Source organism: Streptomyces paromomycinus (assembly GCF_003865155.1).
GTDB lineage: Bacteria > Actinomycetota > Actinomycetes > Streptomycetales > Streptomycetaceae > Streptomyces > Streptomyces chrestomyceticus.
Genome location: NZ_BHZD01000001.1, coordinates 5,678,661 through 5,701,096 on the forward strand (window position 1 = coordinate 5,678,661; position 22,436 = coordinate 5,701,096).

Here is a 22,436-nt window from a genome sequence, read left to right on the forward strand (position 1 = left end):
CGCGCTCCGCCGCGCTCGGCACCCGCCCGGCCGCGCACGCCGCGAGGTCCGCCGTGCCGCGCGGAGCCCGTACGCACCCGTACGTCGCCCGTACATCACCCGTACGGCAGGTGTGGTGCAGGACACAGCGATGGCCGAAATATCCGGGGAGCGCATCCCCGTTTAACCCGGTGTCCGGCTGAAGCGGGGAGCCACTCCCCACTTCGGCCGGTGTCCGGCTGAAGCGGGGAGCCACTCCCCACTTCGCCCAGCCGCTCACTTGGTTACAGCCATTCACTTCGTACAGCCCAGAGAGGAACGTGCCGACATGACCGCCACCCGGTCCCGCACCCGCGTCCCCGGCGCCTGCGCGGTGACTCCGCCGCACCGGCTGCGCGCGGACGCCGTGCGCAACAGGGAGCGGATCATCGGCGCGGCCCGTGAGGCGATGGTCGAGTTCGGGGCGGAGATCCCGCTCGACGAAATCGCTCGACGGGCCGGTGTCGGCAATGCGACGCTCTACCGTCACTTCCCGGATCGGCTGGAGCTGATCCATCACGTCACGCTCTCCGTCATGGACCGCACCGCGGACAAGGCGGAGCGTGCGCTCGCCGAGGAGCCCGATGCTTTCCAAGCGCTGAGGCGCTTCGTCTTCGCCGCGGTCGAGGAGCGGATCGGTGCCCTGTGCCCGCTGCTCTCGGACGGCGTCGACAAGGACCACCCCGACCTGCTCGCAGCGCGTGAGCGCCTGGAGGGGGCCGTCGAGGCCCTGATGGGCGCCGCACGCGACAGCGGCCAACTGCGTACCGACATCGCCGTCGGTGACCTGATGGTCGCGCTCACCCAACTGACGCGGCCGCTGCCCGGCAGCGGCTGTACGGACTTCGATCGATTCGTGTACCGGCACCTGGTGCTGTTCCTGGACGGTCTGCGGGCGCCCGCGCGTTCGGAACTGCCCGGCGCGGCGGCCACGCTGGAGGACCTCCGGCACGGCTGACGGCCGGCGGCCCGAACACGGCGATCTCCCCGTAGGGGAACTTTCGGCGGCCCACGACCGACCTACAGGCCGGTAGGCCGTTGGGTTCGTCGTCCCTGCCGACCCGCCGTGCCGACCCGCCGTACGGGGCACCGTCACGCGACCGTACCGGCGCCGTCGGCGCAGCGGCCGACGCGCCCTTCGCCATACACCCAACCGATCAACACGTGATCAACACGTACTGAACACCCGATCAACACCACACCGACACCGTTTTCTCACACCACGGCACCGCGGCCACGGCTCTCCACGCCCTGCCCACGTCCCGATTTTTTCGCTCACGTACGCTCACGCACCACTAGGCGGACCCACCCATGTCTGATTCGACCACCTACGTCGATCCCCGGCGCTGGAAAGCGCTCATATTCATCGCCCTGGCGCAGCTCATGGTCGTGCTCGACGCGACGATCGTGAACATCGCACTGCCCTCCGCACAGGCCGACCTCGGCATCTCCGACGCGAACCGGCAGTGGGTCATCACGGCGTACGCGCTCGCGTTCGGCGGTCTGCTGCTGTTCGGCGGGCGGGTCGCCGACCTGTGGGGCCGCAAGCGGACCTTCATCATCGGCCTGGTCGGCTTCGCGCTGGCCTCGGCCCTCGGCGGCGCCGCGTCCAACGAGGGCGTCCTGCTCGGCGCGCGCCCTCCAGGGTGTCTTCGGCGCGCTGCTGGCGCCGTCGGCGCTGTCGCTGCTCGCGGTGACGTTCACCGAGGCCCGGGAGCGGGCCAAGGCGTTCGGCATCTTCGGCGCCATCGCCGGTGGTGGCGGTGCCGTGGGCCTGATCCTCGGCGGCGTGCTCACCGAGTACATGAACTGGCGCTGGACCTTCTTCGTCAACATCCCGTTCGCCGTGATCGCGGCCGCCGGCGCGCTGCTGGTGATCCGCGAGCCCGCGGGCAGCCGCAACCCGTCCAAGCTGGACGTGCCCGGCGTCATCCTGGCCACCCTCGGCCTGGTCTCCCTGGTGTACGGCTTCACGCGCGCCGAGTCCGACGGCTGGGGCGCCGGGATGACCATCGGCCTGTTCGTGGCCGCCGCCGTACTGCTCGCCGCGTTCGTGCTCGTCGAGTCGAAGGTCAAGTCCCCGCTGCTGCCGCTGCGGGTGCTCACCGACCGCAACCGCGCCGGCGTCTACACGTCGCTGGGCCTGGCCGTCATCGGCATGTTCGGTCTGTTCCTGTTCCTGACCTACTACATGCAGATCGTGAAGGGATACACGCCGGTCACGACCGGTCTGGCCTTCCTGCCGATGATCGTCGGCATGATCACCGGCTCGACGCAGATCGGTGCCCGGCTGATGACCCGCGTCCGGCCGCGGCTGCTGATGGCCCCGGGCTTCCTGCTCGCCGCCGTCGGCATGTTCCTGCTGACCGGGATCGACCTGGACACGTCCTACCCGGCCCTGATCCTGCCCGCCTTCCTGCTGCTCGGCCTCGGCATGGGTACGGCCTTCATGCCCGCCATGTCCCTGGCCACGCACGGCGTCCAGCCGCGTGACGCGGGTGTCGCCTCGGCGATGGTCAACACCTCGCAGCAGGTGGGCGGCGCGATCGGCACGGCCCTGCTGAACACCATCGCGGCCAGCGCCACCACCGCGTACGCGACCTCGCACGCGAAGAGCACGCCTTCGGTGGACCTGCTCAAGCTGGAGTCGATGGTGCACGGCTACACCGCCGCCATCTGGTGGGCGGTCGGCATCCTGGCCGTCGCGGCGGTCATCGCCTTCACCATGGTCACCACCGGCCACCAGGGCGGCAGTGGACCGGTCGCCCGCTCCGGGGACGGCGCGGACACGGCCGAGGGCGCCGAAGCGGAGGCGGACGTGCCGATTCCGGTCATGGCGCACTGACCGTGCGCGGGGGCGGGCCGGCGACCGGCCCGCCCACCGGTGGCCCGTGACCGGTGGCCCGTGATCGGTGGCCCGTGGCCGGTGGACGGTGGCCCGTGGCCCGTCACAGGCCACAGGCCACAGGCCATAGGCCACAGTCCGTACTACGGGTGGCTCGGAACCCTCCGGCGCCGGCCTGCCCCTCGGCTCCCCGCTTGCCGTCTTCTCAGCGGAGCCAGGGCAGGTCGGCGCCGTCGGGTTGCAGGCCGTCCGCCACCGTGCGGCAGATGGCGGCCAGCTGGCCGACCTGCTCGGGGCTGAGCCGGTCGAATATCGCCGCCCGCACGGCGGCGACATGGCCGGGAGCGGCCTTCTCCAGGACGCGCAGGCCCTCGTCGGTGAGGACGGCGTTCTGGCCGCGCTTGTCGGAGGGGCAGTCCTCGCGCCGGACCCAGCCGCTCTTCTCCAGGCGGGCCACGGCGTGCGAGAGCCGGGAGCGGGTGATCTTGGCGTTCTGGGCCAGTTCGGTCATCCGCAACCGGCGCCGGGGGGCCTGGGAGAGCTGGACGAGCAGCCCGTAATAGACGTGCGGCATGCCTGCGTCACGCTGGAGCTGGCGGTCGAGGTGGTCCTCCAGGAGCGTGGTGGCGTGCAGGTACGACTGCCAGGCGTACTGCTCTTCGTCGCTGAGCCAGCGAGGCTCACCTGCGGGTTCGGTGCTCATACCATCCACTGTCTCACCGCTCCACCATTTCTTGAAGATTTAACTAAGGGTGACGGGCGAGAAATGCGCAGGTGAGCCGTTGTCCCTGGGGTACCGGTTTTTTCAGGAACGCTCTGGAACGGCCGCAACCCATGGCAATCCGTTCAGGAAACGGCGGAAATCAGCCGCTGGGCGCGCACGGCGGCCGCCAGCGCCCGGTCGTCACCGTCCGCGGCCGAGGCCGCCACGTCCAACGCGGTGTCGGTCATCTTGATGACGTGCTCGTCGCCGTGCCGGGCGGAACGCTCGAACACGTCCTCCGGGACGAGCGTCCCGGCCCCCTCCAGTGGCGGCAGTGCCTCACCGGCCCCGTACACCGAAGTGATCGCGGCACTCGCCGCCCACGCCGCGCCGAGCGACATCGCCCACAGCTCGCGGGGGAGCGCGGGCAGGGTGCGCAGCACGGCGTTCGGGGCGGTGGCGGTGTGCACCATCAGGACACCGTTGCCGTGCCCGTGGTCGAGATAGCGGTGCACGGCGGCCCGGACGAGCGCGGCGAGCTGTTCGCGGACGGCGTCCGGGTCCTCGTACGGCACGCGCAGCGAGTCCGCCGCGGACGTCCAGCCCGGCGTACCGGGGAGCTGGGCCAGGCCGTCGAGCGGCAGAACCCGCTGGTCGGCGATGCGCGGGAGGGCAGCCAGCGCCTCGTCGGGGGAGGCGGTGCCGGCGGGGTGCACCGTGACGGGCAGCGTGGTGTGGCGCGCCGCCCAGTAACCGAGCGCGTGCGCCAGCTCCGCGACCCGAGGCGCCTCCTCACCGTCCTCCAGAAGCGTCCGTACGACATGTCCCACCCGGATGACGGGATGCGTCGCGGCACCGGCGATGCCCGGCAGCAGCCGAGGCCACCACTCGGCGAGCACGTCCCGCCACGGGCGCTCGGCGACCAGCCGGGAGAAGTACGCGGTCCAGTCGGTGACCCGGCGCGGATCTCCCAGCGCCGCCCGCCAGTCGGCGTCCGAGACCGTCTCCTGCGGACTCGGCACCTCCGCCAGCTTCGTCGCGTAATGATCGAGCCAGCGGTGGACGGAACCCGCCTGCCCGTGCCGGACCAGGGCCTCCACCGCCATCGGCCCGTGATTGGCGAGAAACCCCTCGAATTCGGGGCCCGAGGTGTGCAGGCGCTCAAGAGCCTCGTCGAGAATTCCGCTGCTCAAGTCCATGCCGCCGAGGCTAGGCGGGGCGCCGGACCTCCGTAACGGACGCCGGTCCTAGGCCGCTGTACGGCGATGGTCGTAAGGCCGGGTGCGGTCGCGGCCACCACCTCGTTCCTCATACCGGACAGGAGATGTCGGGTATGGAAGGGACGCTGGGCGCATGACGAGCGACAAGACAGGAACGAGCAGCGGCGACCGTCCTGGCCGGACGGCCGAAGGCGCGGACTGGGCGGGATTCCTGGCCGCGCAGCCGGAGTTGGCGGGCCAGGTGGAGGCGCGCTTCGCGGCGTACCGGCATCACGTCCTCGGGACGCTGCGCGCCGACGGCTCACCGCGTCTCAGCGGCATCGAGGCGGACATCCGGTCCGGTGAACTGTGGCTGGGCATGATGGCCAACTCCCGCAAGGCACTGGACCTGCGGCGTGATCCCCGGTTCGCGCTGCACGCCAACCCGGGGCCGGGGACGGACATGGCGGGCGGCGACGTACGGGTCGCCGGCCGGGCCGTGGAGGTGACCGACCCGGCGGTGCTCGCGCGCTACGTGGACGCGGCGAAGCCGCCGGAGCCGTTCCACCTGTTCCGGGCGGAACTGACCGAGGTGGTCCGTACGTACGTCGAGGACCCGCACATCGTGCTGGAGGCCTGGCGGCCCGGCGGCCCCCTGCGCGTCATCCGGCGGGGGAACGGTGACGAGCCGCCCGAGGTCACCGTCGCGTCCGCGTAGGACGACCGCGCGGTCGTCCGGACGGAACCGCACGGAGCCGGGTGCAGCCGTACGGAGCCGGGTGCAGCCGTACGGAGCCGGACGGAGTCGCACGGGGTTCGCCTCTCATCGGGTCGGATGCGGCTGGTGTGCCCGGTGCGCTCCCTGGGACCGATGCGTCAGATGCCCTCCACGCGGCCGGTGTTCGCCGTGGGGCTCGCGGGTGCGGTGGGTGCGGAAGACGTACAGGGAGACGACGAACATCACCGCGCCCAGGACCAGCCCCATCCGCACCGACTCCAGGATGGACGGGCCGGTCGTGTGGGAGATGCTGTACAGGTAGCCCGTCGCGGTGCCGAAGAGCGCTCCGTACGCCAGTGCCCGCACCTCGGTGATCAGCGTCGACTGGATGCTCACCAGCGCCAGCCCGAGCACGCCGCTGACGACGGCCGCGATCAGGCCCAGCAGCCAGGCGTGACCCAGTGAGGAGCCGCTGGTGCGGTCGACGAAGGCGGTCCACAGACCGTAGAGGGCCGCGGCGGCGACGGGCAGAGCCAGCGCGGTGGTGGACATGCCGCGCCGCTTGGAGCCGGAGCCCCGCTCGGAGGCGGAGCCGGGTGCGTTTTCATGCGCTGCGGCCTGGGGCCGGGACGTGGCCCCGGACTGCGGGTCCGCGGTGGCGCCGTGCCGGTGGACGGGTGTCTCCATGACGGGCTCCTCTCACTCGCCCCCGTCTTCCAGGCGACACCCGGGCCTCGCCACCGTCAACTGGAGGGGCCGGTTCCGGCCCCGTCGCCGGTCCGTGGTGGGGCGCCCACCCGCTCAGTCCAGACGCTTCTCGTACCAGGCGACGTCCCAGTAGCGGCCGAACTTGCGGCCGACCTCGCCGTACGTACCGACGTGCCGGAAACCGAAACGGGTGTGCAGCCGGACCGATGCCTCGTTGGGCAGGGCGATGCCCGCGTACGCGCGGTGCACGTCCTCGTCCGCCAGCGCTTCGAACAGCGCCTTGTACAGCAGCGTGCCGACGCCGCGCCCGACGACCTCGCGCGCGCAGTAGACACTGACCTCCACCGAGGTGGCATAGGCCGGCTTGATCCGGAAAGGCGTACTGGTCACATAACCCAAAAGACTCCGGTACGTCCGGTCCCGGGCAACCAGAAGACGGTGCGGGCCGTCTTCAGGGTGGGAGAGCAACCACGAGCGGCGCTGCTCGGGGGTGCAGGGCTCCGTGTCGAAGGTGATGGGCGTCTCACGGACGTAGTGGTTGTAGAGGTCCGTGAGGCTGCCGAGGTCGGCCTCGGTTGCCGCCCTGACCTGCACTTCCCGGTACTCCGGAGACATCCGACCCCCTTGGTGGGGATGCAGGGTACTGCATGATCACGAAAATAGGTGCTCGGCAGGGGAATTCTGTCCGGATTCCAGCCGTTGTTTCCTTCGGAAGGGGTACTCGGGTCTCGCACCCGGTGTCCCACCGCCACCATCCCGCGACCGACTCATCGCAAAGGGAGCACACGCATGGCAACCCGTGCCGTCGCCCGACGTCAGGCCACCAGCAGCGGTGCTGACGGGGCCAACAGTGTTCGCGCCGTAGGCGGGGAGATCGCCGACCGCGACCTGGTCGGCATGTACCTCGACGAGATCGCGCGAACACCCCTGCTCGACGCCGCCAGGGAGGTCGAGCTGTCCCAGACCATCGAGGCGGGCGTCTACGCCCGGCAGATCCTCGACGGAACCGTCGATGACGGCAACGCCGCCGGCGGCACCCGCGAGGAGCTCGAAGCGCTGGCCGAAGAGGCCGAGAAGGCCAAGGACATCTTCATCCGCTCCAACCTGCGCCTGGTCGTGGCGGTCGCCCGCCGCTACCCGCGCGCCGGCCTGCCCCTGCTCGACCTGATCCAGGAGGGCAACGCTGGCCTGGTCCGCGCGGTCGAGAAGTTCGACTACGCGAAGGGCTTCAAGTTCTCCACGTACGCCACGTGGTGGATCCGCCAGGCCATCACCCGCTCCATCGCGGACCAGTCGCGCACCATCCGGCTGCCCGTCCACCTCGTGGAGGAGCTGGGCCGCATCCGCCGCGTCCAGCGCGAGTTCAACCGGGAGAACGGCCGCGACCCGGAGCCCGCCGAGGTCGCCCAGGAGCTGGGCTCCACGCCCGAGCGCGTCACCGACGTCCTGGACTGGGCCCGCGACCCGGTCAGCCTGAACATGTCCGTCGACGACGAGGGCGACACCCAGTTCGGCGACCTGCTGGAGGACACCTCCGCGGCCTCGCCCGAGCAGTCCGTCCTGACGCTGCTGCGCAGCGAGGAGCTGGAGGATCTGATCGACCGGCTCGACCACCGTACGGCCTCGATCATCAAGGCCCGGTACGGCATCGAGGACGGCCGTGAGCGGACCCTCACCGAGGTCGGCAAGCAGCACGGCCTGACGCGCGAGCGCATCCGGCAGATAGAGAAGCACGCGCTGCTGGAGCTGAAGCGGATGGCGCGCGACACGGGGTTCGACGCGGCGGCGTAACGGCCGCGGAGCCGCGGGGTCGCTGTCTGCGGCCCGGTGGTGGACGTGGTGGCTGTGTTCCGCCGGTGTTCCGCCGGTGTTCCTCCTGCTGGTCAGTGGTGGCCTGACCCGGTGAGGGGCGGCAGCCTGCGCCCGATCGGGTCCGACCCGACCCGATCCGACCCCTTCCCCCATAGACGAGCCCCGGTGCCGAACCCCCCCTCGGCGCCGGGGCTCTTTGCTGTCCACTCATACCCTCATACCCTCATGCCCGTTTGCTTTTGTTGCGTGCCCGGATGTGTTTACTTCTCGTCGATCCGGACGTACCTTTGGCTCGAAACCACACAGTCGGGCACGAGGCAGGCGCGAAGTCACATGTACGCAGCGGAGCGGCAGCAGGAGATCCTGCGCCTCGCGCGGGAGAGCGGACGGGTCGACGTCCTCTCGCTCGCCGAGGAGTTCCAGGTCACCGCCGAGACCGTACGCCGGGACCTGAAGGCCCTGGACCGGGCCGGTCTGGTCCGCCGGGTGCACGGCGGCGCCATCCCCGCCGGGCGTCTGGACTTCGAGCCGGACCTCGCCGAACGGGACACCGTCGCCGCCGGCGAGAAGCAGCGCATCGCGCGGGCCGCCCTTGCGGAGCTGCCCGGCGGGTCCGCGCCCGGCAGCGTGATCCTCGACGCGGGCACCACGGCCGCCCGGATCGCCGCCGAGCTGCCGCTGGAGGCCGAGCTGACCGTCGTCACGCACGCGCTCCCGGTCGCCGCCCGGCTGGCCGACCACCCCGGGCTGACCCTCCACCTCGTCGGCGGCCGCATCCGGCACCGTACGCGGGCCGCCGTCGACGACTGGGCGCTGCGCGCCTACCGCGAGATCAACGCCGACGTGGTCTTCCTGGCGACCAACGGCTTCTCCCTGGAGGGCGGCCTGACCACCCCCGACCTCGCGGAGGCCGCCGTGAAGCGGGCGGCGGTCGCCGCCGCGCGACGCGTCGTGCTCGTCGCGGACAGCAGCAAGTTCGGGCAGGTGCACTTCGCCCGCTTCGGCGGTCTGGACGACGTGGACCTGCTCGTCACCGACACCGGGCTCAGCCCCGACGACGCCCTCGCCATCGAGCGCGCGGGCACGGAAGTAGTGCGCGCATGATCCTCACCGTCACCCCCAATCCCAGCCTGGACCGGACGTACGAGATCCCGGCGCTGGAGCGCGGCGCCGTGCTGCGGGCCACCGCGGACCGGATCGACCCGGGCGGCAAGGGCGTCAACGTCTCCCGCGCCGTGGCCGCCGCCGGGCACCGCACCCTCGCCGTGCTGCCGCTCGGCGGACCGGCGGGCGCGGCGCTGAGCGGCCTGCTCGGGGCGGAGGGCATCGAGGTCGCGGGCGTGCCGGTGACCGGCCAGACCCGGTCGAACATCTCCGCCGTCGAACCGGACGGCACCCTGACGAAGATCAACGCGGCGGGCCCCGAACTGACGGCGGACGAGTCCCGTGCGCTGCTGGACACCGTACGGACCCGCTCGGCCGGAGCGGACTGGATCGCCTGCTGCGGCAGCCTGCCGCGCGGCCTGGCCCCCTCCTGGTACGCGGAGCTGGTCGCCCAGGTGCACCGGGCCGGGGCCCGGATCGCGCTGGACACGTCCGGGCCGTCGCTGACCGCCGCGCTGCGGGCCCGGCCGGACGTCGTCAAGCCGAACGCGGAGGAGCTGGCCCAGGCGGTCGGCCGGCCGCTGCGCACCGTCGGCGACGCCGTCGAGGCCGCGCGCGAACTGCGCGCCCTGGGCGCGGGCGCGGTGCTCGCCTCCCTCGGCGCCGACGGGCAACTACTGGTCGACGCGGACGGGGAGCACTTCGCCTCCGCGCCGGTCTCGGCCGTACGCAGCAACGTCGGCGCGGGCGACGCGTCGCTGGCCGGGTTCCTGGCGGCGGGCGGCACGGGCGTACGGGCCCTGACCGCGGCCGTGGCCTACGGGGCGGCTGCCGTGCAGCTGCCCGGCAGCGCCATGCCGGCGCCGAAGGATCTCGATCCTTCGGCGGTTCTGGTGGGCGTCACCGTGCCGCTGGGGCTGGAGTTGCGGGAACCGGTGGGGTGAACGCCCCGGGCCGGCTCACGTGTTGTCGCTTCGCTCGTCCTCAAACGCCGGACGGGCTGAGTTTGCAGGGACTTGATGCGAGCGAAGGAGCCCGCGATGAGTGAGCTGATCACCGCGGAACTGGTCGATCTCGACCTGTCCGCCGAGACCAAGGAAGCGGCCGCGCGGTCGCTGGCCGAGCGGATGGCCGCGCTCGGCCGGGTCACCGACCTGGCGGGCTTTCTCGCGGACGTGGCCGCGCGCGAGGCCCAGATGCCGACCGGCCTGGACGGCGGCATCGGCATACCGCACTGCCGCAGCGCACATGTCACCGAGCCGACGCTCGCCTTCGGGCGCAGCGCCGCCGGCATCGACTTCGGCGCTGCGGACGGCCCCGCCGATCTGGTCTTCCTGATCGCGGCCCCGGCGGGCGGCGACGCCGACCACCTGTCGATCCTGTCGACGCTGGCCCGGCATCTGATGGACGAGGAGTTCACGGGGGCGCTGCGGGCGGCGGACGATCCGGCGGCGGCAGCGGCGCTGATCCGGGGCGACGAGCCGGAGGCCGCGTCCGTACCCGCGGCAACCGCTGAGGCGGCCCCCGCCCCGGAGGAAACGTCTCCTCCCGCCGCCCCCTTCCGCATCGTCGCCGTCACCTCCTGCCCCACCGGCATCGCCCACACCTACATGGCCGCCGAAGCGCTGGCCAAGGCGGGCAAGGAGGCCGGGGTCGAACTGGTCGTGGAGACGCAGGGGTCGGCCGGGTTCGAGCGGCTGGACCCGGAGGTCGTGGCCGCTGCGGACGGCGTGATCTTCGCGCACGACGTGGAGGTACGGGACCGGGCGCGGTTCGCCGGGAAGCCGACGGTCGACGTCGGGGTGAAGGCGGGCGTCAACCGGCCCGCCGAGCTGATCGCCGAGGTGCGCGAGAAGGCCGCGCGCGGCGACACCACCACTCCCGCCGCGGCCGGTGCCGCGCCGATGGACCGCGACGGCGAGGCGGGCGACGGCTTCGCCACGCGGCTGCGCAAGTGGCTGATGACCGGCGTCAGCTACATGGTCCCATTCGTCGCCGCGGGCGGCCTGCTGATCGCCCTGGGCTTCGCGATCGGCGGGTACGGCATCGACAAGGCGCCGTCCGTCGCCGAGCACTTCGTGTGGAGCGAGTCCGCGAGCTGGGCGGCGCTGCTCTTCCAGATCGGCGGCGTCGCGTTCGGCTTCCTCGTCCCCGTACTGGCGGGCTTCATCGCGTACGGCATGGCCGACCGGCCGGGACTGGTGCCGGGCTTCGTCGGCGGCGCGATCGCCCTGACCGTCAACGCGGGGTTCCTCGGCGGGCTGATCGCCGGTCTGATCGCGGGCGCGGTGGTGATGGCGGTCCAGCGGGTCGCGGTGCCGCCCGCGCTGCGCGGGATCATGCCGGTCGTCGTCATTCCGCTGATCTCGTCGGCGGTCGTCGGCTTCCTGATGTTCCTGGTGGTCGGCAAGCCGATCGCCGCGCTCCAGAAGGCGCTGACCGACTGGCTGAGCGGGCTCTCCGGCGCCAACGCCGTCATCCTGGGCGTCATCCTCGGGCTGATGATGACGTTCGACCTCGGCGGCCCGCTCAACAAGGTGGCGTACGCGTTCGCCGTGGGCGGCCTCGCCGACCCCAACGACGGCAGCCTGAAGGTGATGGCCGCGGCGATGGCGGCCGGCATGGTGCCCCCGCTGGCGATGGCGCTGGCCACGACCGTACGCGGCCGCCTGTTCACCCGTACCGAGCGGGAGAACGGGAAGGCCGCCTGGGTGCTGGGCGCGTCGTTCATCACCGAGGGCGCGATCCCGTTCGCGGCGGCCGACCCGCTGCGTGTCATCCCGTCCGCGATGGCGGGCGGCGCGGTGACCGGCGCCCTGTCGATGGCGTTCGGCTGCACGCTCCGGGCCCCGCACGGCGGCGTCTTCGTGGTGCCGTTGATCGGGCAGCCGCTGCTCTACCTGGTGGCCGTGCTGGCCGGTACGGCGGTCACCGCCGCCTTGGTGATCCTCCTGAAGGGACTGCGCAAGCCGGTCGCCCCCGAGGTGGCGGCCGGACCGGCCCAGGCTCCGGCCGAGAGCACTCCGGTGGCGGCCTGACGGAACGACGGTGGCCGGCCCCCGCCCGGGGACCGGCCACCGTCATGCCGTACAGGGCCCGGAGGCCCTACGCGGAATCAGCCCGCGCTGCCCGCCTGCCACGCGCTCCACGACATGTTCCAGCCGTTGAGGCCGTTGTCCGGCTTCACGGTCTTGTCGGGGGAGTTCTTGACGACCACGACGTCACCGATGAGCGAGTTCTCGAAGAACCACTTGCCCGGGGTGTCGCCACCGCCGCCCCGGTTGTCCTGGAGGCCGACGCAGCCGTGGCTGGTGCCGGCCTTGCCGAAGATCGACGGGCTGCCCCAGTAGTTGCCGTGGATGAACGTGCCGGAGCTGGACAGCCGCATCGCGTGCGGGACGTCCTTGATGTCGTACTCACCGCCGAAGCCGACCGTCGAGCCGTCCATGCGGGTCTGCGTGAACTTCTCCGAGATGACCATCTGGCCGTTGTACGTCGGGTTCTTCGCGCTGCCGCCGGAGATCGGGATCGACTTCACCGTCTTGCCGTCCCGGACCACCGTCATGGTCTGGGTGTTCATGTCGACGGTCGAGACCTGGGAGCGGCCGATGGTGAAGGACACCGTCTTGGACTGCACGCCGGTGATGCCCTGGCCGCCCTTGACCCCGTCCAGGTCGATCTTCAGCGTGACCTTGGACCCGGCCTTCCAGTACTGCTCCGGGCGGAAGTCCAGGCGCTGGGCGCCGAACCAGTGACCGACCACCTTCTGGCCACTGCTGGAGGTCACCGTGATGTGCGACTGGACGTCCTTCTTGTTGCTGATCGCCTTGTCGAAGGTGAAGGACACCGGCATGCCCACGCCGACGGTCTTGCCGCCGTCGGGCGTGTAGGAGCCGATGAAGCTGTTCTTCGACGAGACGGTGGTGAAGGTGGCGTTCTCGGTGGCCGGCCGGCCCTTGCCGTCCTTGGCGTTGGCCACCAGCTTGTACTTCGTCCCGCGCTCCAGCTGCGCCGACGGCTTCCAGGACGAACCGTCGGCGGATATCGCGCCCTTGACCGCCGCCCCGTTGTCCGCCTGTACCAGCTTCACGTCGGTCAGCTTGCCGCCGCTGACCTTCACACCGGTGTCGTTGATGCTGGCGTCGGTGGCGCCGTCCTTCGAGGTGACCGAGATCTTCGCCTCGGAGGCGTCCTTGGCGGCCGCGGCGTCCGCGCCCGCCTGCCCCTTGCCGTCGTTGCCGCCCGCCGAGGCATCGCCGCCGCACGCGGACAGGGCCAGGGCACCGGCGGTCAGGAGGGAGGCCGCCGCGAGACCCCGACGCAGCCGGCGCTTGGCGCGGGACGGTGCGGGCGGCGCGGTGTTGTCCGGCATTGTCACGGGCTGCTCCATGCAAGGGTGTTGTCGTCAGTGCTGGTAAACAGCAACTACGGGCGGGTTTGGTTGCACTCCCCGAACTGTTGTGATGAACGTCACGTAAGGGGTGGCGGGGGTGTGTCGTCCGGGCCGGACAGCCAGGCGCGCAAGGGGTCGCCGTGCTCGTCCAGGGCGGGCGGGGCGTGCGGGGCGACGACCGGCGTGGCGGACAGCCGCAGCGGGCTGCGCACCTGCGGGGTCCGGCCGGCGCCGACCGGCACGACCGGGTCCAGGCCGAGCCGTTCGGCCAGCGCCAGGGCCTCGCCGACGGAGTTGACCGGCCCGCACGGCACCGACGCGGCGGTCAGCCGCTCGGTCCAGACCGCGGGCGTCTCGGCCGCCAGTCGCTTCTCCAGCTCCCCGACCAGTTCGGCGCGGTGCCGTACCCGGTCCTGATTGCGCGCGAACCGCTCGTCGTCGGCGAGGCCGGGCGCACCGAGCGCCTGCGCCAGCGCCCGGAACTGCCGGTCGTTGCCGACCGCGACGGCCAGCGGCTCGCCGTCCCGGCAGGCCAGCGTCTCGTACGGGGCGATGCTCGGGTGCCGGTTGCCCATCGGGCCGGGGTCGCGGCCGGTGGCCAGGTGCCCGGTCGCCTGGTTGACCAGCGAACCGAGCAGCGAGGACAACAGGTTGACCTCGACGTGCTGGCCCTGCCCCGTACGGTCGCGGTGGCGCAGCGCGGCCAAGACGGCGGTGGCGGCGTCCTTCGCGGTCAGCACGTCGACGAGCGCGACGCCCGCCTTCAGGGGCGGGCCGCCGGGTTCGCCGGTGATGCTCATCAGACCGCCGACGGCCTGTACGACGAAGTCGTAGCCCGGCAGGCGGGCGCCCTCGCCGGAGCCGAACCCGGTGATCGAGCAGTGCACCAGGCCCGGGTGGGCGGCGAGGGTGGCCGCCGGGTCCAGCCCGTAACGGGCGAGCGCGCCGGGCCGGAAGTTCTCGATCAGTACGTCGGCCCGGCGGGCCAGTTCGCGGGCGGCCGCCGCGTCGCCGGGGTCGGAAAGGTCCAGGGCGAGGCCGCGTTTGGAGCGGTTGGCGGCGTCGAAGTACGCGGCCGTGCTGTCGGCGCAGAAGGGCGGCCCCCAGGAACGGGTGTCGTCACCGGAGCCGGGCCGCTCCACCTTGACCACGTCGGCACCCAGGTCGGCCAGTGTGGCGGCGGCCAGCGGGCCGGCCAGGACACGGCTGAAGTCGGCCACGAGGACGCCTTCCAGGGCCTTGGGGGCGGTGCGGGCCGGGGCTGTCGGGGCGGCGGGCGCCTCCTGGGCGGTGCGGGCCGGGGCTGTCGGGGCGGCGGGCGTCTCCTGGGCGGTGCGGGGCGCGATCGGCTGCGGCACGTGCGTACTCCTCGCGTCGGGAGGGCGGTGTGCCACATGCTCGTGGACGATCTTGGGCGAGGGGAAGGGGGCGTCGGCGTGCGGCGGTGTGCGGGGAACGTGGGGAGGCCGGGCGGGAGGTGCGGAGGTGTGCGAGCGGTGTGGGAGTTACGTCACGTGTGGGGTGTAAGTCCGTTGAATCCCCTGACGGAAGTCCCTGACATGGTGTCTACTACTGAAGTCCGCCCGCCGGGGCCCGCACGGGCCCGGAACCGCACCGTCGCGCACCCGACCTGGAGGACCGCATGCTCCCCTCCGTTCCGCTCCTCCAGCAGATCGGCCTGGCCATCCTGCTCACCGTCACCGTGGGATGGGCCGTGAGCCAGGCCCGGCTCGTGCGCCGGCACCGTTTCGGGGCTCCGGCCGGGAACGGCACGAGACCGCTGCTGCGCGCGGTCCCGCGGCAGACCGGCCCGGCCGGGCCGCCGTCCGAGCGCGTGGAGCTGAGCGCCGCCGAGCGCGAGGCGTTCGCCGGACTCGTACGGCAACTGGACGGCAACGAGCGCCACTGAGCGGCACTGAGCGGCACTGGGCCGGGCCGGCCTTCAGCGTCCGTCCTGGCGTACCGGCTTCAGCGCACCGGCCCCAGCTTCAGCAGCGCCAGCGAGGTCAGCATCTGCACCGCCACCGCCACCGCCGCCTTGACGGTGGACAGATGGTGCTGGCCCCGGATGAGCAGGATGGCCAGCAGATAACCGAAGCCCCAGGTCGTCCAGGCCACGGCCTGCACGAGCGTCGAGCCGTGCGGCAGCCAGGTGGCCAGCACCAGCCGCGGCAGGTCGGTGACCCAGAACAGCACGACGAACAGGCTGACCGTCGGCTCGAACCTGCCGTTCCCGCCGATCGTGCGCGCTATGGCGTGGGTGACCACGCCCAGCGCGAGGCTGGCGAGCAGGACGCCCGCCTCCGCGACGGCCGCCAGCTCCAGAGCGTCCCGCTGGTCCAGCGCCCACTGCTTGCGGAAGGCGTCCACCGACACGATGCCGAGGGCGCCGCTGATCAGGCACAGCAGGACGGCCGCACTCCAGGCGCTGCGGTCGCGCGCCTCGTCCATCACCTCGACGGGCCGGTACCAGAGCCCGAGGAACAGACGGTGCCACCACAGCCGCCGGCGCCGCTTCGGCGGCTGCGGCGGGCCCGGGTTCTTCCTGGGCGATGGCTGGACGAGCGTGGGGGGAGGCGGCGGCACGGACATAAGGCCCGTTCTACCACCGGTGTCAGGAGGACGGCTGCGACGGGTAGGCGACGCTCACGGTGACGGGTAGAGGTCGCGGTACGACGGGAAGCAGCCGCCCGCGGTGTCCACCGTCTCCGCCGCCAGTACGCCCTTGACCACCGCGCGGACCAGCACGTCGGCCCCCGCGGCCAGGATCTCGTTGAGGGCGGCGGTCTCGGAGAGCGCCCCGGACGTCGGGTCGGCGGCGGTCGCTTCCGACGCCGGCGGCCGGTCACCGGTGGCCAGCGCGAAGACCGTGTCGCCGTCGGTGAGCAGGTGCGCCGGGCGGACGGCGCGGGCCAGCCCGTCGTGCGCGGTGCCCGCCAGTTTCTGGGCCTGGGCGCGGGTGAGGGCCGCGTCGGTCGCGACGACGGCGAGGGTGGTGTTCAGGGGCGGGCGCGCGGAGACGGCCGAACGTCGCTCGGAAGCGGTACGGGCCTCGGCGAGACGGTGCCGCGCGCGGGCGTGCGCGCCGGGGGAGGGCAGGCCGGAGGGCGCCCCCGGGGTCAGCCGTCCGGCGCCGTCTTCCGGCACCGCGCGCGCCAACTCCTCGCACACGTCCCCGTACCGCCCGTACAGCACACCGGTACGCGGATCGACCACCGACCCCGCCGCGTTGACGGCCGCCAGTGCGGCGACCGTGACGCCCGACGGCAGGACCACGCTCGCGGTGCCGACGCCGCCCTTGACGCCGCCGGCCACCGCGCCCGTACCGGCGCCGGTGTTGCCCTCCCGTACGGGCGCGTTCAGCGCCGTGGTGGCGGCGTCCTCGATGGCGGCGCGGCCCAGCGCGGCGTCCGGGCGGGCGAACCAGTCGCCGCCGCGCCCCAGGTCGAACAGGGCCGCTGCCGGTACGACGGGAACGACCTGCGCCGGGTCCGGGCCGACGCGGTAGCCGCGGCCCTGCTCCGCCAGCCAGGCCACCGCCCCGGAGGCGGCGTCCAGGCCGAAGGCGCTGCCGCCGGTCAGGACGACCGCCTCGATGTGCTGGACGAGGTTGCGCGGGTCCAGGGCATCCGTCTCCCGGGTGCCGGGGCCGCCGCCACGCACGTCCACGGCGGCGATGACACCGCCCTCGGGCGCCAGGACGACGGTGGTGCCCGTCAGCCGCCCGTCGCCGAGGCGCTGCGCGTGGCCGACCCGCAGGCCGGTGACGTCGGTCAACGCGTCACGGGGGCCGGGGCGTTGCGGGGCCTCCTCGGGAGCGGAGAGGGAGGCGCGGGGAGCGGCTTCGTCGTGCGACTGCTGAGCGGCGTCGGCCATGGCACATGCGTACCACGTGTGAAGCCGGAGCGGTACGGGGAGCGGCGGGGCTTTCGGCCGGGCCCCACCGGGCGGGGCCGGCTCCCCGGACCGGGGGCTGTCGAGGCCCTGCCGGGGCGCTGTCGGTGGCCTGCCCGTCCGACGCGGGCGGGGTCAGTGGCCCGCCGGGCCCATCACGACGACCGGGTGCTGGGCCGGGTCCAGCGTCCGCAACAACTCCTGCATCACCTCGGGCTTGAGGCTGATGCAGCCCTGCGTGGGCCCGTTGTGATCGACGTGCAGCCAGACGCCGCCGCCCTTCGCGGCACCCTGCGGACGCCGCTGGTCCAGGGGCGAGGAGCCCTTGACCCGGTTGTAGTCGATGGCGATGACGTAGTCGAAGGCGCCGCCCAGCGGCTCCCCTTCGACGCCGGTGCCGTGCGCGACGAAGCTGCTGTTGCGGTCGTACGGCAGCTTGGTGCCCTCCGGCGGTGCCAGCTTGCCGCCCGCGTCGCTGAGCGTGAACACGCCCTCGGGCGAGCGAAGGTCGCCGTAGTGGTGGTCCTCGGTCCAGCCGCGGGAGGCGTTGTGCGCCACCCAGCGGGTGCCGGGCCGCCAGTCCTGCGAGTGCTCGGCGCGGGTGTAGAGCACGACGGAGGAGTCGTGCGCGTCCGGCCCCTGGCCCGTGACGACCAGGACCTGCCGGGACTCGGCCGGGATCTGCTTGCGGGCGGCGTCGCTCAGGCCCGGGATGTCGCGCGGGGCCGGTGCGGTGGTGCCGCCGGTGACGTGGTGCGCGGGGGTGTCCGGTGCCGACGGGGCCGGGCGGGCCTGGTCGGCGCGGTGGCCGTCGTGGTCGTCGCCGGAGGCGGGCCAGGCCCACAGTGCGGTGCCCACGAGGGTGGTCAGGGCGAGACCGCTCACGGCCTTGCCGCGACGGGTCATCCTTATTCGCGTACCGCCCGGCTGGGCGTGGCGGGCAGCCATGTCGTGGCGTCTCCTCGCCCGTCGGCTCTGGCCGGTGGGCTGTCGCAGGTATAAATCGGGCAATCTGCACCCTACACCGTTCGGGGAAATGCTCCGTACCGGTCCTGGTGCTGTTCATGCGTCAGGAGGGGGCAATGGCCGAAAAACGCAGGCCCTTTGGCCGGAACCATGGGTTCCATGGGCCTGCTGGTGCGCGGTACGAGCGTACTGACGTGTGGGGGCGAAGGGCCAGGGACCAAGGATCAGGGGGCAAGGGGCAAGGGGCAAGGGGCAAGGGGCGAGGGGCAAGAGGCGGGGGGTAGGGGGTAGGGGGCAGGGGGCAGGCGGTCAAAGGCCCAGGACCCCGGGTCAGTTGCCCAGCGCCTGCCCCTGCCGCGCAGTCAGTGTCACCCCCGCCGCGACCGTGAGCGACGCCACCAGCCCGGCCGACAGCACCGCCGTAGGACCCGCAAAGGTGCAGGCCAGGACCAGTACGGAGGACACCGGCAGGACCAGTTGCTGGGCCAGGCCCCGCTTCTGATGACGGGAATGGATCAGCCACACGGTGAACATGAACAGCGCGCCGGGCACGGTCACGCACGCCGACGCCGCGAACTGCGAGATGTGCGCCTTGCCGACCGACTCCTCCACCGCCACCTCGATGCCCGCGCCGATCGCCGCCGCCGAGCCGAAGATCAGGTAGTGCCCGTAACCCCAGAGGAACGCCTGGCGGTTGGAGGAGAGGTGCAGGTGGATCGGGACCGCGAAGTAGATCCAGTACGCCGCGAAGATCAGCAGCAGCCCGCCCGCCGCGATGGGCAGCAGATTTCCCAGCTCCTCCTGCTCGTCCACCGCGGACTGCACCGCGATCGTCGCGGCGGAGACCGTCTCGCCGAGCATGATGATGACGAACAGGCCGTACCGCTCCGCGATGTGGTGCGGATGCCAGGCCGTCTGGTGGTCGCGCTCGGCCACCGTGGGCACCGCCGTCTCCGCGACCGCCAGCGCGAGGAACACCCACGGCCGTACATTCTCCGGGGACAGCAGGACGGCCAGCCAACCGGCCTGGCACAGCGTCACCCCGGCGGCATAGCGCAGCGCGGTGGTCCGCTCGGGGCCGGTGCTGCCGTGCGCGGCCCGCAGCCACTGCGCCACCAGCGCGAGCCGCATCACCAGATAGCCGAACCAGACCACCGCGAAGTCACCGTCGTACGCGCGCGGCACCCCCGCCGCCAGGATCAGGACACCCGCCATCTGTACGAGCGTCACCACCCGGTACAGCGAGTCGTCGGTGTCGTACGCGGACGAGAACCACGAGAAGTTGACCCAGGCCCACCAGATGGCGAAGAAGAGCATCAGGTAGCCGGGAACGCCGTGCCCCGGATGCCCCTCGGCGAGGGCGTGGACGAGCTGCTTCCCGGCCTGGGCGACGGCCACGACGAAGCACAGGTCGAAAAAGAGTTCCAGCGGGGTGGCCGCGCGGTGCGCCTCGGAGCGGCCGCGGGCTGTCATTCGGGCCATCATGGTGATCAGTACAGTCCGCTCGGCCGAAAAGCGTCATGAGACGCGCGGGGTCAGCGCACGGTGATCCGCACCGTTCTGGTCGCGGAGTACGCGCGGCTCTCCGCCGATTCCGGGGTGCCGGGGCCGGTGCCGGTGCCGGGGCCGCCGTTCGTACAGCGGTAGCAGCCGAACAGCTCGACGACGGCGGTGCCGGCCCGGTCGGCCGAGAAGGTGTACCAGTCCGTGCGGTCGCCCGCCGCGTCACCTTCGACGTACGGCACGTCGCTCAGCAGCGGAGCGGGGCCCGAGGAGCTGCGGCTGACGACCCGCCAGGTGATGCCCGCAATGTTCGAGTAGGCGTTCGGCAGCGAGAAGCGTTCCCCGCGCCGGACGGTCACCTCGCCGCCGGAACCCGCCGCGAAACCGGTACTCAGCGAGCGCCCCCGGTCGAGGCCGCCGTGCGCCGCACTCGGTGCCGCGCTCGGTGCGGTGGCCGGTCCCGTACCGACGGTGACCTGGTACGTCATGGTGCGCTCGCGGTCCGCCGAGGTCAGCACGATGCGGGCGGTGCCGGGCTCGACGGCATGGAAGGCGGCCCGTACGCGGGCGTGCGGAGCGGGGGGACCGGTCCGTCGCCGTACCGCCGCGCCCTCGATCTTCGGCTCGTCCACCCGCCAGCCGCCGCCCGCCCGCAGCACGATGTCGAAGTCCGTACCGGCCCGTACCCGCAGGCTCGTCGCCTGGGACGGGAACTCCTGGACCCCGCCCGGTGCGGTGGGCGACGGCGAGGCGGTCGGCGCCTTGACGCAGCAGTCCGACGTGCCGCCGCACGCGCCCGTCGTCAGGGCGACGAGCGCGGCGCCGGCCGTGGCCAGGGCGGCGGCGCGCAGCCGGGGAGCGGGCTTCCGGGGGCCTGGCTCGCGGGACGCGGGTTTCCGGGGTACGGGCCGGGGGCCGGTCGTGCGCATCATCGGGCGGCTCACTTCGGTACGTGCACGGCGTACGCGTCCGGCAGGTCGTTGTCGGACGCCTTCTGCATCCGGCCGTTGACGAAGTCGTCCTCGCTGACCCAGGTCGTGGTCCCCCACGGGTTGTAGACCTGGAGCATGTCGCCCTCCTGGCCGACGATCATCATGGCGTGGCCGCTGCGGTCGCCGTCCTTGTAGCCCTCGACGCCGATCGGTACGGGCTTGCCCTCGGCCACCGCCTTCTCGATGTCCGGCAGTGCGTCCCGGCGGGCGTCCGCGCTGCCGGTCTCGCGCAGCTCGTACGCACCGCCCGTGTGCGGGCTGATCTCCTTGTTGACGACCTCGGTCTTGCCGTCGTTGTCCATGCCGCTGGGCGCTCCGGTGCCGAACCAGCCCTCGTGGCCGCCGTCGCCCTCCTCGTGCACCCGGTGCTGCTCGTCCACCAGCCGCTCGCGGAACGCCTCGGGGTCGTTCTCCTGGCCCGACTCGCCGCCCGTGAGGCCCAGGGCGTAGACCGGGTCGACCATGGCCCGCGCGGTGACGGTCGAGGAGGCCACGCAGGTGCCCTCCTGGCCGTCGCCGCCCTGGGCCCACGCCTGGCCGTCGAAGGCCGCGGTGTCCTTGTTGACGTTCGACCCGTCGTCGTTGAGCCCTTCGTCGTCCTTGCTGTCGCCCTGGGTGACGACCGGGGTCAGGTGGGCGGCCAGCCACGCCTCGTCGTCGCCGTGCGGGTGGATCTTGTCGCGGAAGCCGCGTACGGAGTCGAGGCCGTTGCCGGCGGCGAGCGCCTTCATCAGGTAGGCGCGTTCCTCGGGCGACTTGGACTCGGCGAGCATCCGCTCGAACTCGGCCCGGTCCGCGGCGCTCATCTTGTTCAGGTACTGGCTGGAGCGCTGGAGATCGTTGCTGGTGAGGATCTCGTTCTGCTCGCGGGCCGGGTCGTTCTCGTCGACGGTGGAGGTGTCGGCGAGCATCAGCTTGTCCGCGGCGGTCAGGCCCTGGGCGGTCACCTTGCCGGAACGGGCCTCCGCCGCGTACTTGTTCAGCTCGCGCGCCGCCTCCCGCCCCGCGTCGTCGGCGGTCACGGCAGCTCTGTGCAGGTCGGCGACGCCGGTCTGGGCCAGGCTCTTCGCCCGGTTCTTGGCGTCCTCCTCGCCGTCGTCCTCCCACATGTCGTCGAAGAACCCGTCCTCGCCGCCGAGCAGACTCAGCGCCTCCTCCAGGCTGGGGCGGCCCCGGCGGTCGGTGTCCTGGGCGGACCGTACGGCGTCCGCGAGCCGGATCAGCTCGCCGCCCGCCTTGCTGAACGCTTCCGCCATCTGCTGCGCCGCCCGGTCCGCCGCGGCCACCACGTCCGCCGCCTTGACCGCGGTCGTGCCGGTCCAGGCGTCCGGAAGGGTCTCCTGGGCGACCTTCCGGATGCGGGGCTGCACCTCGTGGGCGCAGGCGTCGGCCGCGGCCCGGTAGCTCTTGCCGACGCTCTCGATCGAGGCGGGGTTGCCGAACGGCGCCTGCACGGCGAGCGCCTTCTTGATCTCGGACATCAGGTCGTTCTTGCTGTCGGCACCGTCGATGCCCTTGACCCGCTCGGCGAGTTCGGCCCGCCGTGCCGTCGTGGATTCGCCCGACATGGTGGGCCGCCTT

General features: G+C 72.4%; 19 protein-coding genes and 1 pseudogene. 8 read left to right on the forward strand and 12 right to left on the reverse strand.

Annotation, left to right across the window (positions count from 1 at the left end):
- The first annotated feature begins 307 nt into the window (after positions 1-307).
- Together OEIGOIKO_RS24275 and OEIGOIKO_RS24280 are read left to right on the forward strand one after the other, a co-directional pair.
- Positions 308-976, forward strand: coding sequence for a TetR/AcrR family transcriptional regulator (locus OEIGOIKO_RS24275; protein WP_125055793.1), 669 nt, complete (start codon positions 308-310; stop codon positions 974-976).
- Positions 977-1,329: 353 nt separating this feature from the next.
- A pseudogene (locus OEIGOIKO_RS24280) lies at positions 1,330-2,863 on the forward strand (MFS transporter).
- A gap of 205 nt (positions 2,864-3,068) precedes the next feature.
- Here the strand turns inward: OEIGOIKO_RS24280 and OEIGOIKO_RS24285 are convergent.
- Both OEIGOIKO_RS24285 and OEIGOIKO_RS24290 read right to left on the reverse strand, forming a co-directional pair.
- A complete protein-coding gene (locus tag OEIGOIKO_RS24285; protein WP_125055794.1) occupies positions 3,069-3,566 on the reverse strand; it encodes a MarR family winged helix-turn-helix transcriptional regulator in 498 nt (165 codons plus the stop codon).
- 143 nt (positions 3,567-3,709) lie between these two features.
- The gene (locus tag OEIGOIKO_RS24290) at positions 3,710-4,765 is read right to left on the reverse strand and encodes a questin oxidase family protein (protein WP_125055795.1); all 1,056 of its coding nucleotides are present in this window, start codon (positions 4,763-4,765) and stop codon (positions 3,710-3,712) included.
- Positions 4,766-4,919: 154 nt separating this feature from the next.
- Here OEIGOIKO_RS24290 and OEIGOIKO_RS24295 point away from each other — a divergent pair, with 154 nt between their 5' ends.
- A complete protein-coding gene (locus OEIGOIKO_RS24295; protein WP_246177513.1) occupies positions 4,920-5,483 on the forward strand; it encodes a pyridoxamine 5'-phosphate oxidase family protein in 564 nt (187 codons plus the stop codon).
- A gap of 105 nt (positions 5,484-5,588) precedes the next feature.
- Here the strand turns inward: OEIGOIKO_RS24295 and OEIGOIKO_RS24300 are convergent, their stop codons facing one another.
- Together OEIGOIKO_RS24300 and OEIGOIKO_RS24305 are read right to left on the reverse strand one after the other, a co-directional pair.
- Positions 5,589-6,170, reverse strand: coding sequence for a hypothetical protein (locus OEIGOIKO_RS24300; RefSeq protein WP_174857206.1), 582 nt, complete (start codon positions 6,168-6,170; stop codon positions 5,589-5,591).
- A 114-nt stretch (positions 6,171-6,284) separates the two neighbouring features.
- On the reverse strand, positions 6,285-6,806 hold the full coding sequence (locus tag OEIGOIKO_RS24305; protein WP_125055796.1) for a GNAT family N-acetyltransferase: 522 nt from the start codon (positions 6,804-6,806) through the stop codon (positions 6,285-6,287).
- A 174-nt stretch (positions 6,807-6,980) separates the two neighbouring features.
- Between OEIGOIKO_RS24305 and OEIGOIKO_RS24310 the strand changes: the two genes are divergently transcribed.
- The 4 genes from OEIGOIKO_RS24310 to OEIGOIKO_RS24325 all read left to right on the forward strand — a co-directional run bounded on the left by OEIGOIKO_RS24310 (position 6,981) and on the right by OEIGOIKO_RS24325 (position 12,145).
- The gene (locus OEIGOIKO_RS24310) at positions 6,981-7,982 is read left to right on the forward strand and encodes a sigma-70 family RNA polymerase sigma factor (protein ID WP_125055797.1); all 1,002 of its coding nucleotides are present in this window, start codon (positions 6,981-6,983) and stop codon (positions 7,980-7,982) included.
- Positions 7,983-8,336: 354 nt separating this feature from the next.
- Complete coding sequence (locus OEIGOIKO_RS24315; RefSeq protein WP_125055798.1) at positions 8,337-9,107, forward strand: DeoR/GlpR family DNA-binding transcription regulator; 771 nt, start codon at positions 8,337-8,339, stop codon at positions 9,105-9,107.
- Entirely contained in the window at positions 9,104-10,051 is a 948-nt protein-coding gene (pfkB, locus tag OEIGOIKO_RS24320; protein WP_125055799.1) for a 1-phosphofructokinase, read from the forward strand. The genes OEIGOIKO_RS24315 and pfkB overlap by 4 nt, the downstream gene beginning before the upstream one ends.
- Positions 10,052-10,147: 96 nt before the next feature.
- Positions 10,148-12,145 (forward strand): PTS fructose transporter subunit IIABC, encoded by a 1,998-nt coding sequence (locus OEIGOIKO_RS24325; protein WP_125055800.1) that lies wholly within the window; start codon positions 10,148-10,150, stop codon positions 12,143-12,145.
- A 77-nt stretch (positions 12,146-12,222) separates the two neighbouring features.
- Here the strand turns inward: OEIGOIKO_RS24325 and OEIGOIKO_RS24330 are convergent, their stop codons facing one another.
- Together OEIGOIKO_RS24330 and OEIGOIKO_RS24335 are read right to left on the reverse strand one after the other, a co-directional pair.
- Entirely contained in the window at positions 12,223-13,497 is a 1,275-nt protein-coding gene (locus OEIGOIKO_RS24330) for a L,D-transpeptidase (RefSeq protein WP_125055801.1), read from the reverse strand.
- Between the two features lie 80 nt (positions 13,498-13,577).
- Positions 13,578-14,735, reverse strand: a complete 1,158-nt coding sequence (locus tag OEIGOIKO_RS24335; protein ID WP_125058905.1) for a CaiB/BaiF CoA transferase family protein — start codon at positions 14,733-14,735, stop codon at positions 13,578-13,580.
- Between the two features lie 407 nt (positions 14,736-15,142).
- On the opposite strand from OEIGOIKO_RS24335, the gene OEIGOIKO_RS24345 reads away from it, so the two are divergent.
- Complete coding sequence (locus OEIGOIKO_RS24345) at positions 15,143-15,409, forward strand: hypothetical protein (RefSeq protein WP_125055802.1); 267 nt, start codon at positions 15,143-15,145, stop codon at positions 15,407-15,409.
- 59 nt (positions 15,410-15,468) lie between these two features.
- On the opposite strand, the gene OEIGOIKO_RS24350 is transcribed toward OEIGOIKO_RS24345, so the two are convergent.
- From OEIGOIKO_RS24350 to OEIGOIKO_RS24380, 6 genes are all read right to left on the reverse strand, one after another.
- Entirely contained in the window at positions 15,469-16,092 is a 624-nt protein-coding gene (locus OEIGOIKO_RS24350; protein WP_246177514.1) for a YIP1 family protein, read from the reverse strand.
- A gap of 54 nt (positions 16,093-16,146) precedes the next feature.
- A complete protein-coding gene (locus OEIGOIKO_RS24355; protein WP_125055803.1) occupies positions 16,147-17,376 on the reverse strand; it encodes a P1 family peptidase in 1,230 nt (409 codons plus the stop codon).
- Between the two features lie 153 nt (positions 17,377-17,529).
- Positions 17,530-18,342: a L,D-transpeptidase family protein gene (locus OEIGOIKO_RS24360; RefSeq protein ID WP_125055804.1), complete on the reverse strand. Its 813-nt coding sequence runs from the start codon at positions 18,340-18,342 to the stop codon at positions 17,530-17,532.
- 348 nt (positions 18,343-18,690) lie between these two features.
- A complete protein-coding gene (locus OEIGOIKO_RS24370) occupies positions 18,691-19,842 on the reverse strand; it encodes a low temperature requirement protein A (RefSeq protein WP_125058907.1) in 1,152 nt (383 codons plus the stop codon).
- Positions 19,843-19,895: 53 nt separating this feature from the next.
- Positions 19,896-20,795 (reverse strand): hypothetical protein, encoded by a 900-nt coding sequence (locus OEIGOIKO_RS24375; protein WP_125055805.1) that lies wholly within the window; start codon positions 20,793-20,795, stop codon positions 19,896-19,898.
- An 8-nt stretch (positions 20,796-20,803) separates the two neighbouring features.
- Positions 20,804-22,423, reverse strand: coding sequence for a cysteine peptidase family C39 domain-containing protein (locus OEIGOIKO_RS24380; RefSeq protein WP_125055806.1), 1,620 nt, complete (start codon positions 22,421-22,423; stop codon positions 20,804-20,806).
- Between the last annotated feature and the right edge of the window lie 13 nt (positions 22,424-22,436).

Excerpts from the sequence above, each read along its gene's own strand:
- OEIGOIKO_RS24275 (WP_125055793.1), top strand. The coding sequence starts at position 308 with ATGACCGCCACCCGGTCCCGCACCCGCGTCCCCGGCGCCTGCGCGGTG.
- OEIGOIKO_RS24285 (WP_125055794.1), bottom strand. The coding sequence starts at position 3,566 with ATGAGCACCGAACCCGCAGGTGAGCCTCGCTGGCTCAGCGACGAAGAG.
- OEIGOIKO_RS24290 (WP_125055795.1), bottom strand. The coding sequence starts at position 4,765 with ATGGACTTGAGCAGCGGAATTCTCGACGAGGCTCTTGAGCGCCTGCAC.
- OEIGOIKO_RS24295 (WP_246177513.1), top strand. The coding sequence starts at position 4,920 with ATGACGAGCGACAAGACAGGAACGAGCAGCGGCGACCGTCCTGGCCGG.
- OEIGOIKO_RS24300 (WP_174857206.1), bottom strand. The coding sequence starts at position 6,170 with ATGGAGACACCCGTCCACCGGCACGGCGCCACCGCGGACCCGCAGTCC.
- OEIGOIKO_RS24305 (WP_125055796.1), bottom strand. The coding sequence starts at position 6,806 with ATGTCTCCGGAGTACCGGGAAGTGCAGGTCAGGGCGGCAACCGAGGCC.
- OEIGOIKO_RS24310 (WP_125055797.1), top strand. The coding sequence starts at position 6,981 with ATGGCAACCCGTGCCGTCGCCCGACGTCAGGCCACCAGCAGCGGTGCT.
- OEIGOIKO_RS24315 (WP_125055798.1), top strand. The coding sequence starts at position 8,337 with ATGTACGCAGCGGAGCGGCAGCAGGAGATCCTGCGCCTCGCGCGGGAG.
- pfkB (WP_125055799.1), top strand. The coding sequence starts at position 9,104 with ATGATCCTCACCGTCACCCCCAATCCCAGCCTGGACCGGACGTACGAG.
- OEIGOIKO_RS24325 (WP_125055800.1), top strand. The coding sequence starts at position 10,148 with ATGAGTGAGCTGATCACCGCGGAACTGGTCGATCTCGACCTGTCCGCC.
- OEIGOIKO_RS24330 (WP_125055801.1), bottom strand. The coding sequence starts at position 13,497 with ATGGAGCAGCCCGTGACAATGCCGGACAACACCGCGCCGCCCGCACCG.
- OEIGOIKO_RS24345 (WP_125055802.1), top strand. The coding sequence starts at position 15,143 with ATGCTCCCCTCCGTTCCGCTCCTCCAGCAGATCGGCCTGGCCATCCTG.
- OEIGOIKO_RS24350 (WP_246177514.1), bottom strand. The coding sequence starts at position 16,092 with ATGTCCGTGCCGCCGCCTCCCCCCACGCTCGTCCAGCCATCGCCCAGG.
- OEIGOIKO_RS24355 (WP_125055803.1), bottom strand. The coding sequence starts at position 17,376 with ATGGCCGACGCCGCTCAGCAGTCGCACGACGAAGCCGCTCCCCGCGCC.
- OEIGOIKO_RS24360 (WP_125055804.1), bottom strand. The coding sequence starts at position 18,342 with ATGGCTGCCCGCCACGCCCAGCCGGGCGGTACGCGAATAAGGATGACC.
- OEIGOIKO_RS24370 (WP_125058907.1), bottom strand. The coding sequence starts at position 19,842 with ATGGCCCGAATGACAGCCCGCGGCCGCTCCGAGGCGCACCGCGCGGCC.
- OEIGOIKO_RS24375 (WP_125055805.1), bottom strand. The coding sequence starts at position 20,795 with ATGATGCGCACGACCGGCCCCCGGCCCGTACCCCGGAAACCCGCGTCC.
- OEIGOIKO_RS24380 (WP_125055806.1), bottom strand. The coding sequence starts at position 22,423 with ATGTCGGGCGAATCCACGACGGCACGGCGGGCCGAACTCGCCGAGCGG.